Genomic DNA, 11,793 nt, shown 5'->3' on the forward strand with positions numbered 1-11,793 from the left:
TCGTGATCGTGGCTTACCAGTGGTAACCAAAGCGGACATTCCAGCGACGACCCAGCAAGTCGTACGTCATGGTGTCGGTGTCGGTGTTGGGGTTGTTCTTCACGAACGGCGCCTTCTTATCGAGCACTTTTTCAACGCCGGCGGAGATATCCCATTTCTTCTTGATGCCGTAGCTCAGTTGCAGGCTGTGGTACACCACGCTGGACACATGCGAGCCGGTCGTGTCGGGCACGGCGATGATGTCGTCCGCGCTGCCGATGTACTGCGCCGAATAGACGCCGGTCCAACGGTTCTTGCCCATACGCAGTGAGCCCAAGCCACGCCACTGGGTGTAGCTACCCAAGCCGCTGGTGATCTTGCCGGCGTACTCAATGGTGGTGGCCCCGGGCGTGAGCGCCCCCAACCCACGCGGGGTGAGTCTGGAGGTCCTGGAAGCCCTGCTGGATCTGGTCATGGCCTCGGGCAAGGTACGTGTGGTCGACGTGGCGGAACTGTGTCCGCCCCTGGATCCGGATCAAGCCACCGCACGTGTGGCCGCGCGTTTGATCCACCGAATGGTCAGTGCGCAGGCTCAGTGAAGTGATATCGGCTGGCAAAAGGCAGTGAGCTAACGGGAACGCTCAGCCAGCAACTGCTTCATTTGCGCGATCTCCTGTGTCTGCGAGGTAATAATGTCCTGGCAGAGCTTCACCAACTCAGGATCCTTCAGACGATTCTCCTCACACATCAGGATGGCGCCAGCGTGGTGGGGAATCATCGAACGGATGAACTGCTTGTCAGTGACCGCTGCTTGAGTGCGAATGCCCCACCAGCAGAACAGCATGAACGCCACCGTCAGACCAGCCAGAATCAGATTGCGTCGGCGATCGGGGTACATGCTGGACATTAGCCACAGCTCGATCAGCAGCATGGGAGCGGCCATCAGGCCCGCCATGTAGAACTGGTTCACGTTGTTATAGACGTTAGCCCACTGATCGACCATTGCGTACATCAATGCGTACATGGCCACGAAAGACAGGCCCATCATCAACAACAGGCGGCCGTAATGGCCTTGATGCCCTTGTTGTGCCTGGTGGGCAGGTTGGTGTGAGGCGTGCGGTTTTGCGTGCTGGGACTGCGGGTCTTGCGCGTTTTCGTGCGTACCGTGCGAAGAGGACATAACAATCTCCGTGGGAATGGCAGAACGGCGGAAGAACCCGGGAACTGTTGGAACAGCTCCCGGGCTGAGAACACTTACATACCCTTGCCGGCAGCGAATTCCTGCGGGCTCAGCTTGCCATCTTTGTTGCTATCGAGCATGCCAAAGTGCGGCGCCAGCTTGTGCTTGGCCAGTTCTTCCTTGGACAGCGAGCCGTCCTTGTTGGCATCGAGCTTGGTGAAATCGGCATCGGCCGCCGCCGGCTTGTGCTGACCGTGGTCGGTGGTGGGCGTGGTGGTCTGGCCGCCGGCGAAGGCCGCGCCCGCCATCAGGAACAAGGCCATCATCGAGAGGGAGGCATAACGCTTCATTGCAGTACTCCTTGTGGGATATGAGCCATCAGTGACAGGAATGGCCGCGCGCAGGCTCATCGGCGCGGTCAGGGTGGGGGGTGGCAACAACGGTGGAGCCGGACAAACGCAGGGCATTGGTGACCACCGAAACCGAGCTCAGGCTCATGGCCAGGGCCGCCATCATCGGACTGAGCAAAAGGCCGAAGCTGGGATACAGCAAGCCGGCGGCGATAGGCACGCCGATGGCGTTGTAGACGAAGGCGAAGCCCAGGTTCTGCTTCATATTGGCCACCGTCAAAGACGAGATGGCACGGGCTTGCACGATGCGCCTCAAATCACCCTTGACCAGGGTGAGCTGGGCGCTGGACATGGCCACATCCGTGCCCGTCCCCATCGCGATGCCCACATCGGCTGCCGCCAGGGCCGGCGCATCGTTGATGCCATCGCCAGCCATGGCCACGCGACGACCCTGGGCTTTGAGTTGCTGGACCAGGTCGGCCTTGTCCTGCGGCTTGACGCCACCACGCACATCCTCGATGCCCAGCGTGCGCCCCACGGCCTCGGCCGTCGCCTGTGCGTCACCGGAGGCCATCACCACGTGCAGGCCATCGGCACGTAGCAGGTTCAAGGCAGGCAAGGTCGTGGCTTTGATGGGATCAGCCACCGCAATGGCGCCGGCCAACCGACCATTGACCGCCAGGAACATCACGCTAGCGCCTTCTTTCCGAAGACGCTCGGCGCTGCTTTGCAAAGGTGCTACATCGGCGCCAACCGACGCCATCAGGCTTTGGTTGCCGAGCACGACATCCTGATCGGACACGCGCCCGCGGACGCCTTGGCCGGTGAGCGAATCAAAATCTTGGGCGGCCACCAGGTTCAAGCCACGTCGCTGGGCTTCAGCCACGATGGCCTCGGCCAAGGGGTGCTCACTGCCCTGCTCCAAGCTGCCGGCCAAACAAAGGATCTGATCGGCGTCGAAGCCGGCGTTGGAGAGCGTGTCGCGAAAGGCTGGACGCCCCTCGGTCAACGTACCGGTCTTGTCCACGATCAACGTGTCGATCAGACGTAGCTGCTCGATCGCCTGAGCATCGCGGAACAGGACCCCGACCTGCGCAGCGCGGCCAGTGGCGACCATGATCGACATGGGGGTAGCCAAACCCAAGGCACACGGGCAAGCAATGATCAGAACCGATACGGCATTGAGGACGGCAAAGGTCCAGGACGGTTCGGGTCCAAACAGACCCCATCCGAAGAACGTGAGCACCGCCGTGGCCAGCACGGCCAGGACAAACCAGTACGCCACCTTGTCCGCCATACGCTGCATCGGCGCGCGGGAGCGCTGGGCTTGGGCTACCAACTGCACAATCTGCGCCAGTACCGTCCCGGATCCGACTTTGTCCGCCCGGATGACTAAGGCGCCCGTCCCGTTGAGCGTGGCGCCTATAACGTGATCACCGACAGCCTTCTCCACCGGAATGGGTTCACCGGTCAGCATCGACTCATCGACACTGGCGCGGCCTTCGATGACTTCCCCATCGACCGGCACCTTCTCGCCCGGTCGTACGCGAAGCAGATCACCCACGTGCACGTGATCCAGCGCAACGTCCTCTTCGCCCCCATCGGGTTTGACGCGGCGAGCCGTCTTGGGCGCCAATCCCAGCAGGGACTTGATGGCCGCCGAGGTTTTGGAACGCGCCCGCAGTTCCAGCAGCTGTCCGAGCAGGGTGAGCGAGACGATGACCGCTGCCGCCTCGAAGTAGACCCCTACCCGTCCATGCTCGCGGAAAGAGTCCGGAAACAGGTCCGGTGCCACGGTGGCCACCACGCTGTAGCCAAACGCGGCGGCCACGCCGATGCCGATCAGCGTCCACATGTTGGGGCTGCGATTGCCGATGGACTGTAGGCAGCGCTCAAAGAAAGGCCACCCCGCCCAGAGCACCACCGGGGCGCTCAGCACGAGCTCAATCCAGGTGCGCGCCTGCGTGGACAAGCCGGGCAGACGGTGTCCCAGCATGGCCAAGACCAGGACGATCAACGTCAAAGGCAACGTCCACCAGAACCTTCGGGTGAAATCGCGTAACTCTGGATTGTCGTCCTCCTCCAGCGAGGGCATCTCCGGCTCCAGCGCCATGCCGCAGATCGGACAGGTGCCGGGACCTGGCTGACGAATCTGCGGATGCATCGGGCAGGTGTAGACCGTGGCGTGGGTACCGCTGGGTTGGGCCACCGCTGCTGGGGCGGTCACTTCAACTTGCTGGGGAGCGTCGTCCGTATAGCGGACGGGATTGGTGATGACCCGTCCATCCGCAGCCTCGACAGGGGCTGCGCCTGCAGAATGGTGATGGTCATGGGACGACGGTGAGTTCATGCCGATGCTCGCTTTAGTGGGGATGGACTGCCAAGGCAGTGTGCCATTGCGGGTTACACAGCTATTCGGGGCTGAGCGTCCCGAGCACTGAAACAACAATCAGGATCAAGATGGCCAGCGCGGCCTCAGCCGTAACACTCTGCCGCAAAGCCCGCACCTCCTGCGCGGGATCTCCGCTGGTCAGCGCTCGTTCCAAGCGCGGCACCAGCGTCCATCGGTGCAGCGCTCCCAAACCCAGCATTCCAGCGAACAGGGCCAGTTTGAAAAGCAGCAACTTCCCGTAGGTGCTCTGGAACAGGGCCGAAAACGACCACGCGGTGAGATCCCCGTAGTGCGCGATGCCGGACACGATGAGCGCACCAACGAAGATCGTTCCCAGCGTCGAAAAACCATGCAGAAAGTCATGCGTTGATCGCAGACGCCCGCTGCCGTTCGTCTCTTTGCCGCGCAGCAGCATGGCAAGGAACATCAGGACCGCTGCGATCCAGCCGCCTGCCGCGAGAAGATGGACGATGCCTGCAGCAAGCCGGACCGCGCCTGCCAAGCCCTCGCCAGCGGCGGCGTGGCCGTTCCATGCCAGCGAAGCGAGTGCGCCGCCCGCCAGCATCGCCCCCAGCGGGAAGGCGGTCTCCACCTTCCCGCGGCGACGATGCCATCCGAGCACGAACATCAGGGCGACCAGCAGCGCGCCTCTCGCCATGGCTGCCCGGCCCGCGGACGTCTCGAGCAGATACCAGCCAAGCGATGCGCGATCAACCTCGGCAAGCGGCATTCCCATGATGCCCGCGGTCTTGAAGACGACATCGAGCCCGGTGAGCACGAGACCGGCTACGGCACCCGCCAATAGAACGCCCATGAGTGACCACCCGGCCAAGGCGTCGGCGAGTGCCGATCGACGCGACCCGTACCAACCGAAGAGTGGAACCCCGAAAAGAACCATGATGACAAGGTATTCCAAGAATCTCAGTGCATAAGCCGACAGGTCGAACATTCGCGACTCCTCAGCGCACCGTGAAGCTGAAGCTGCCCGGCATGGGGTGGTTGTCACCACCGACGGCGCGGTAATCCACGGTATAGACGCCCGGAGCCAGCGGTCCAGGCAACTTGGCACGCAGGGTCTTGCCGTTGTTGACGATCTCGGTCGTGAAATTCTCGATCGGCATGGTGGAACTGCCGTGCTTCATGAGCAACTTGAGACGCGACGCCCGCGGAATCAATGTCTCGTTGAACACGAGATCGATCTGGCCTGGCGAGGCCACCACCGCATTTGCCGCCGGTGTGGACTGCTGCAGCGCGGCGTGGGCGTGCGCGACCTGCAGCGAAAACTGCCCGGCCGCGATTGCGAGGACGAGCGCGAAGGAGCGAATGACGTTGGACGACTTCATATGGATAAATCCTCATTGGAATGTGATGCAAAGCCCGTTCGGGAGGGGCCGCGCTGTGTTCGATGCGACAAGCGTTAGATGTCGGACTGTCACTGAAACCACGATTTATCGGATTTTCTTGATACTTCCGCTTTCGCGAGACGAGGATCCCACCGGCTCAGGCGGGATCCTCGACGCATTACGCTGCCATGGCGCTGCAGCTTTCCGCGCAGCGGCGACAAACTTCGGCGCAGCGCGTCATCTCAGGGTCGTTCATGGCGTCGCATGCATCGGCGCACTGGCGGCAGATCTCCGCGCAGGCACCGCAAACCACGTCGTGAACGCTGGCACCACGCAGCATCGCGTCGGCACTGGTTGCGCAGGTATCGGCACACGTCGCCAACAGGGCGATGTGCTCCGGGGCCGCGTGAACACCTCCTTTGGTCAGGCAGTAGTTGATGGTCTCCAGGCAGATCGCATGGCATTGCGTGCAGTTGTCGATGCACTCGTTCATGGCCTGGGGCCGGTGTGCTGCGGAATGGTGAGTCATGTAGTTCTCCTTCTTCCTCGCGGGCGAGAATCGGCGCGCCCGCAACACCGTCCCCTGTTGCTGCGACGGATCAGTGCTGTGCGAACGGTTCAGTGGTTCCGTCGCGATGGATCAGCTCGACCGTGAACGGCTGCTGGCGTCCCTCCGGGACCTCCATGCCCGGAGAACCAAGCGGCATCCCTGGGAGGACCAGGCCGCGTGCGTTCGGCTCTTCTTCGAGGAGACGCTTGATGTCCGCGGCCGGAACGTGGCCTTCGATGACGTATCCGCCGATCTCGGCCGTGTGGCAGGAGCCCTTTGCATAGGGGACACCCAACCGCTCCTTGACCAGACCCAGGTCATCCATGTCGTGCACATCCACGGTGAATCCCGCCTTCTGCACGTGGTCGATCCAGACACCGCAGCACCCGCAGGTCGGGGTCTTGTGGACGGTCATGCGTGGCAGGGCTGCTGGAGTCGCGTCGGCTGATTGGACGACAACCTGTGCGGAGGGCGAGGTTGTGGGTTGCGCGGATGAAGCATCCTGGGTGCAAGCACCCAGACCAGCCACGGCAAGGACCACAAAAGTCAGACGGTGCAATGTGAGCGTAGTCATTTCAATCTCTCGACTCAGCGCTTGGTCCGCGAGGACCAGTGGATGTGGACGATCCGCCAGCCGTCCGCGGTCTCCTTCAGCACCATCGTCTCGGCGCTCTGGACGGTCAGTGGCTGGCCGTCCTTCTGGGCATGCAACTCGCTTTCGGTTCCGACCCACGCGAACTCGCCAGCGGCTCGTGCGCGCTGACGGAGCAGCTGGCGATGGGCGCCCTTGAGGAATGCCGCATCGCTGACTGCGTGATGGCCCATGTATTCCTCGCGGCTGCGTTCGGCGCCCCCGGACTCGAGGATGAGAACGTCGGCAGCGAGCAGGGCTTCGACCGTGGCCAGATCGCCGCTAGACAGGGCCCTGTTGAAACGCTCCGCTACGGCGACCGCGGCCTCTGCAGTGACTGGGACGTCGACGTCCGCAGATGCCGCGGCAGCGGGGTGATGTGCGTGCGGCTGTGTCGCCTGCGCCATTGCGGGGGACACGACGGCCAGTGCCAGTGCGAGGGTGAACGAGATTGCTGTTGCGTTCATTGCGTGGGCTCCAAGGAGATCAATGGGGGTGCGCATGGCCGTCATCGGCCACGGGCGTGTGTGGTGCAGGGTGCGACTCCACCTTGCCGTCGGGATGGCCGTGGCTCACCAACCCGACTTCCGTGTCGCTGGGTGTCGGGCCGTGGTGATCGTCGTCCACGCCCGGCGGGTGCGCATGCGGCATGGAGTTGTTGCCCGGCTCGAATAAGGCAGGGTGATCCTCGGCCTTTTCGTCGTCATGGTGGCCTTGCGTCTCGCCGCCGCCATGCGAATGGCCCTCGCTGCTGTCGACAAGTTCCTTGTACGCAGTCGCGTCCAGCGTGGGCAACTTCTGCAGGAAGGCCGACATGTTCCATATGAACTCATCGTCCATGCTGCCGCCCCAAGCGGGCATGCCGCTGGCCTTGATGCCGTGCTTGATCACCCAGAACGCCTCAGCTGGAGCGACCGGCTGTTTGCTTAGGTTCGGTGGCGCGGGGTACAGGCCCTTGCTCATCTCGGTGGCCGCCGCGTCTGGTGAAAGATGGCAGGTCACGCACATGGCGTTGTAGTTGCCCGCACCCTGGCGGATACGCTCAGGATCATCAAGGTTCGTGGGTAGCTGAAGCTTGGCGGCGCGCACCTCAATGGAACGCTCGCGCGCCGTTTCAAGTAGCGCATACACCGGGCGACTATGCGGATCGTCGGCGGCCACGTTGTACACGCCCAGAGAGACCGTGGCGGTTGCGACCACCGCAACCAATGCCACGCCGGCACCGAGCCATACCCACATCTTTTTGTTGGATCTCATTGTCAGTTCCCCTTAGAACCAGGTACGAAGGCCGATGACCAAGCGCGTGTCTTCAAAGGACTCGCCATGCTCGCGTCGCATGTCTGCGGTATTGCCAAACGCGCGCTCGTACACCACGCCGATGTAGGGAGCGAACTTTCGGGTGAACTCATAGCGAAGTCGTAGCCCCGCCTCAGCGGCACTCAGACCCGAACCTATCCCGCGCAATGGATCGTTCTTGCCATAGGCGGTGACTTCCACCAGCGGCTGCAAGATCAGCCGGTTGGTTAGCAGCAATTCGTACTCGGCCTCGACATTGGCGGCAGTCTGGCCCCCTTCGCCGAGATAGGCTGTGGCGGACACTTCGAACTTCATCGGCGCCAAGCCCTGTACACCGATAGCGGCGAAGTTCTGCGATGCCCCAGGCTTGAAGTCATGACGCACACCGGCCACCACATCCCACCACGTGGAGATACTGCGGCCGTAAAGCACTTCCAGATCAGCCGACTCGGTCTGACCATCCGTGCGTTCGCCTTCACTGCGGAGCCAGACGCGATTGAGGTCCGTACCGATCCAGCCCTGGCCCTCCCAGCCCAGCCCGGTGCCCGGATCGGCATCCCAGGTTTCCAGGCGATTGAGCAGCACGTAGCTCTTGATCGAGTTGTCATGCACCGGATGCGCGTGTTCCGGCGCGATGGCCGCCTTGCGATCCGCGTCCGTCACCGCGGGAATCGGGGTGCGCGGCTGCGTTGGCGCTGCAGGCCCGTGTCCCATCTGACTGTGGTCCATGCCCTGCATCGACTGCGCCTGCGCTGTGGGCGCCGCAGGTGTGCTCGCGGGCGAGCCGTGCCCCATCTGCGAATGGTCCATGCCCTGCATGGCAGGCTCGGCTGCGTTAGCCTGCGGCTCGGCGTGGCCCATCGCCGCATGATCGATCGTCGCTTCGCTCGTCTTGGCCGGTGTTGCAGGCTTTTGGGCTGGCGCAGGTTTTGATGTCGGCGCCTGATGTGCAGAGTGATCCTGAGTCTGGGTCTGCGCGCCCTGCTCCATCTGCATGGAGCCGTGCTGCATAGATTGGGCGCTGGCCGCATTGGCCAGGGCCAGCGAGATAGCCGTCAGCGCAGTCAGGGTGGTATCGCGTCTATTGATGTTCATTCGTCGACCCTCACCGTGCGCATCATTCCGGCTTCCATGTGATAAAGCAGGTGGCAATGGAACGCCCAGCTGCCCAACGCATCGGCACGCACGCGATACGTGCGTCGGCTACCTGGCGGCATATCCACCGTGTGCTTGCGCACCATGAAGTTGCCGTTGTCGTCCTCCACGTCACTCCACATGCCGTGCAAATGGATGGGATGGGTCATCATCGTGTCGTTAACCAATACGATGCGCATACGCTCGCCGTAGTTCAGCCGCAGCGGCTCGACATCGGAAAACTTCTGACCGTTGAAGCCCCAGGAGAATTTCTCCATGTGTCCGGTCAGATGCAGCTCGATCTCGCGACCGGGGTCGCGTCCGTCAGGGTCTTCAAAGGTGCTCTTGAGCATGGAATACGTCAGCACATGACGGCCGTTATCGCGCAGGCCATTGCCCGGATCATCCAAGCGCGAACTCACGCTCATGGCTTGGTTGTCCAACAGGGGATTGTTGGTCTCGCTAGCAGGGTGTGATTGCATGCCCCCGTGCTGCATGCCTGCCATGGCACCATCGCCGGCGGCGGGCATCGCATGGCCTGCATGGGCCGAGGTCGCGTTACCGCTGACAGGTGGGGTCATGCCAGGCATGCCCATGGCCGCACCACAGCCGCCTTCCATGCCCTTGCTGCCGCCAGACATATCCATCGACCCATGATCCATGCCCATGTCTGCCATCGTCAGCAGCGGCCGGGGATCCACAGACGGAACGGGCGCGCGTAATCCTTCGCGCACAGCGAGCGTGCCGCTGATGTAGCCGGTGCGACCGGAGTCTTGGGCAAAGATGGTGAATGCGTCCTGCCCGGAGGGCTCCACGATCACATCGAAGGTTTCTGCTACCGCGATGCGGAACTCGTCGACGGAAACCGGATGGACATACAAGCCATCTGCCGCCACCACGGTCATCTTCAGCCCCGGAATACGCACATCGAAGTACGTCATGGCAGAGCCATTGATGAAACGCAGGCGCACCTTCTCGCCACTGCGGAACAAACCGGTCCAGTTGCCCAGTGAGGTCGTGCCGTTCATCAGGTAGGTGTAGGTGTTGGCGTTGACGTCGGACAGGTCCGTGGGCGTCATCCGCATCACGCCCCACATCTTGCGATCTTCCAACGTGGCCGACAGGCCGTTGCGCTTCACATCGCGCGCAAAATCGCCGACCGTGCGCTTGTAGTAATTGTCATGGCCCGGCATCTTCTTCAAACGATCGAACAGGGCCGTCGGGTCCAGGTCTGTCCAATCGCTCAGCATCACGACGTAGTCGCGATCGAAACTGAAGGGCTCCGGCTCCAATGGGTCGATGACGATCGGGCCATAGAGCCCGGCTTGTTCCTGGAACCCTGAGTGGCTGTGGTACCAGTAGGTTCCGCCCTGATGCAGGGTGAACCGGTAGTGGTAGGTCTCACCACGTCCGATACCGTCAAAGCTCAGACCCGGCACGCCGTCCATGTTGGCCGGCAAAATGATGCCGTGCCAATGGATGGAGGTGTCCGCGCCATGGATGGAGTTAGCGGGCAATGCATTAGAGACGCGCAAGTTGACCGTGGTGCCTTCCCGCCACCGCAGCAACGGCGCCGGAACGGACCCGTTGACCGTGATCGCGGTGCGGGTCTTGCCGGTGAAGTTCATCGGCGTCTCGCCAATGGTCAGGTCAAACTCAGTGCCCGATAGTACGTTGGGTTGTCCCGGCCCCTTGAGCGCCCAACTGGCTTTGGGCCAGAAACCTAATCCTGCGACTGCGCCTCCCAAGGCCAAGCCTTGGACAAATCGCCGCCGCGAAGGCAGCAGCGGTCCACCGCGTGGACCACGAAAATCATCATGCGACATGAAAATGCTCCAAGCGTCGTGTTGCCACCGGCGGGCGGTGGTACAGAGCGGGCGGCTGGCCTAAACAGGCATGCAAGCCACACCAACGGCGCCATTGCGGCGCCTAGGGACGCTTAGCCGATCGGTGGTCGGATCAGATGAGGCAAGGCAGGTGCCGCATGCCCTAGGGGCAGCGGCATGACATCCAGGCCCAAGGCCAGTTGCACCGAAACATGCAGGCGCGCAGGAAGTGCGCTCGCGCAAGCGTGTACGCAGGCGCACCGGCACGCAGAAGACTTGCAACAGTCGGGACCGGCATGGTCGCCATGCCCAGTGCCAGCCTTTTCAATCGATGTGGCATCGGGATGATGCTCAGCACTGTGATGGGCGAAGCAGTCTTCGTCGACTTGCACCGCGGCAGCCACTTCGCTGGCCTGCTCTTCCATGACCGGGTTCATACTGACGGACGCAAACGCCGACCACGCGCCGTTAAGCACGAGCATGGCGATCAGGAACAGTCGCAGTAGAAGTGAGGAGGCTGACACGGGCGACATGGTATATCACTTTAGACAAGGCGCGTGTGTATCGGTCGTGAACAAAATCTCAAGTAAGCCTGAGATGTCGCGACTTGTCAGTCGCACTAGCCGCGGACACTGCAGCTCCCTCCAGAAGCGCCCAAAGGGCGGGTTGAGGCGAAGAGTTGCCCATAGGGCGAGCGCTTGTTCGGTTTACTTCTCGGGCGTGGCCTCGATCAGCTTCACCAACTCGCGCTTCTGCTGCTTGCTTAGCGAGCCCCAGCGCAGGAGCAACTTGGCCAGCAGATCATCGTCGGTGTAAAGGAAGGCAGCGGGGATCCCCAACGCTTGGGCCAACCGCTCAGCAATCTCCAGCATGGGCTCGTGCTTGCCACGCTCGTACTGGTTGATTCGGGGGCTGGCCACGTGAGGATCCAGACCGGCCCGGATGCCCAACTCCTTCTGCGACAAACCCGTGTGCAGGCGGGCTTGTTTGAGGCGTCGAGCGAAGGTCGGTGTTGAGTCGACGGACAAAGTCACGCGCGCACCCCATGGAGACCGCCATAAGGATGGCGGATGTACCCTGCCTTGCATACTAAGATATTCTTAGCTTTGAGG

Annotated in this window: 15 protein-coding genes; 1 reads left to right on the forward strand and 14 read right to left on the reverse strand. The window is 62.3% G+C overall.

Annotated elements, in window-relative coordinates; genetic code table 11:
* Nucleotides 1-13: 13 nt before the first annotated feature.
* Nucleotides 14-343, reverse strand: coding sequence for a TonB-dependent receptor (locus LN450_RS14840; RefSeq protein ID WP_228892866.1), 330 nt, complete (start codon nt 341-343; stop codon nt 14-16).
* 46 nt (nt 344-389) lie between these two features.
* On the opposite strand from LN450_RS14840, the gene LN450_RS14845 reads away from it, so the two are divergent.
* A complete protein-coding gene (locus LN450_RS14845) occupies nt 390-578 on the forward strand; it encodes an arginase family protein (protein WP_187756563.1) in 189 nt (62 codons plus the stop codon).
* A gap of 29 nt (nt 579-607) precedes the next feature.
* Here LN450_RS14845 and LN450_RS14850 read toward each other — a convergent pair whose 3' ends face one another.
* The 13 genes from LN450_RS14850 to LN450_RS14910 all read right to left on the reverse strand — a co-directional run bounded on the left by LN450_RS14850 (nt 608) and on the right by LN450_RS14910 (nt 11,769).
* Nucleotides 608-1,159, reverse strand: coding sequence for a DUF305 domain-containing protein (locus LN450_RS14850; protein WP_005995733.1), 552 nt, complete (start codon nt 1,157-1,159; stop codon nt 608-610).
* A 74-nt stretch (nt 1,160-1,233) separates the two neighbouring features.
* The gene (locus tag LN450_RS14855; protein ID WP_005413412.1) at nt 1,234-1,509 is read right to left on the reverse strand and encodes a hypothetical protein; all 276 of its coding nucleotides are present in this window, start codon (nt 1,507-1,509) and stop codon (nt 1,234-1,236) included.
* 28 nt (nt 1,510-1,537) lie between these two features.
* Nucleotides 1,538-3,673, reverse strand: a complete 2,136-nt coding sequence (locus tag LN450_RS14860) for a copper-transporting P-type ATPase (RefSeq protein WP_024957401.1) — start codon at nt 3,671-3,673, stop codon at nt 1,538-1,540.
* A gap of 247 nt (nt 3,674-3,920) precedes the next feature.
* Nucleotides 3,921-4,850, reverse strand: a complete 930-nt coding sequence (gene copD, locus LN450_RS14865; protein WP_017354978.1) for a copper homeostasis membrane protein CopD — start codon at nt 4,848-4,850, stop codon at nt 3,921-3,923.
* A gap of 10 nt (nt 4,851-4,860) precedes the next feature.
* Nucleotides 4,861-5,244 carry a copper homeostasis periplasmic binding protein CopC gene (gene copC / locus LN450_RS14870; RefSeq protein WP_074038361.1) on the reverse strand — a complete coding sequence of 128 codons (384 nt, stop codon included), beginning with the start codon at nt 5,242-5,244 and terminating at the stop codon, nt 4,861-4,863.
* Between the two features lie 178 nt (nt 5,245-5,422).
* Nucleotides 5,423-5,773, reverse strand: coding sequence for a four-helix bundle copper-binding protein (locus tag LN450_RS14875; RefSeq protein WP_012480213.1), 351 nt, complete (start codon nt 5,771-5,773; stop codon nt 5,423-5,425).
* 70 nt (nt 5,774-5,843) lie between these two features.
* On the reverse strand, nt 5,844-6,368 hold the full coding sequence (locus LN450_RS14880; protein WP_241685094.1) for a DUF411 domain-containing protein: 525 nt from the start codon (nt 6,366-6,368) through the stop codon (nt 5,844-5,846).
* A 14-nt stretch (nt 6,369-6,382) separates the two neighbouring features.
* Complete coding sequence (locus LN450_RS14885; RefSeq protein ID WP_012480215.1) at nt 6,383-6,892, reverse strand: nuclear transport factor 2 family protein; 510 nt, start codon at nt 6,890-6,892, stop codon at nt 6,383-6,385.
* 19 nt (nt 6,893-6,911) lie between these two features.
* On the reverse strand, nt 6,912-7,640 hold the full coding sequence (locus LN450_RS14890; protein ID WP_228892868.1) for a c-type cytochrome: 729 nt from the start codon (nt 7,638-7,640) through the stop codon (nt 6,912-6,914).
* 54 nt (nt 7,641-7,694) lie between these two features.
* Nucleotides 7,695-8,816: a copper resistance protein B gene (locus tag LN450_RS14895; protein WP_074038363.1), complete on the reverse strand. Its 1,122-nt coding sequence runs from the start codon at nt 8,814-8,816 to the stop codon at nt 7,695-7,697.
* Nucleotides 8,813-10,681 (reverse strand): copper resistance system multicopper oxidase, encoded by a 1,869-nt coding sequence (locus LN450_RS14900; RefSeq protein WP_012480217.1) that lies wholly within the window; start codon nt 10,679-10,681, stop codon nt 8,813-8,815. Before LN450_RS14900 ends, LN450_RS14895 begins: the two co-directional genes overlap by 4 nt.
* A gap of 113 nt (nt 10,682-10,794) precedes the next feature.
* Nucleotides 10,795-11,214, reverse strand: coding sequence for a transcriptional regulator CopL (gene copL / locus LN450_RS14905; RefSeq protein ID WP_012480218.1), 420 nt, complete (start codon nt 11,212-11,214; stop codon nt 10,795-10,797).
* A 174-nt stretch (nt 11,215-11,388) separates the two neighbouring features.
* The gene (locus LN450_RS14910) at nt 11,389-11,769 is read right to left on the reverse strand and encodes a helix-turn-helix domain-containing protein (RefSeq protein ID WP_228892871.1); all 381 of its coding nucleotides are present in this window, start codon (nt 11,767-11,769) and stop codon (nt 11,389-11,391) included.
* Nucleotides 11,770-11,793: the final 24 nt, after the last annotated feature.

The organism is Xanthomonas euvesicatoria pv. euvesicatoria, assembly GCF_020880415.1.
Taxonomy (GTDB): Bacteria; Pseudomonadota; Gammaproteobacteria; order Xanthomonadales; family Xanthomonadaceae; genus Xanthomonas; species Xanthomonas euvesicatoria.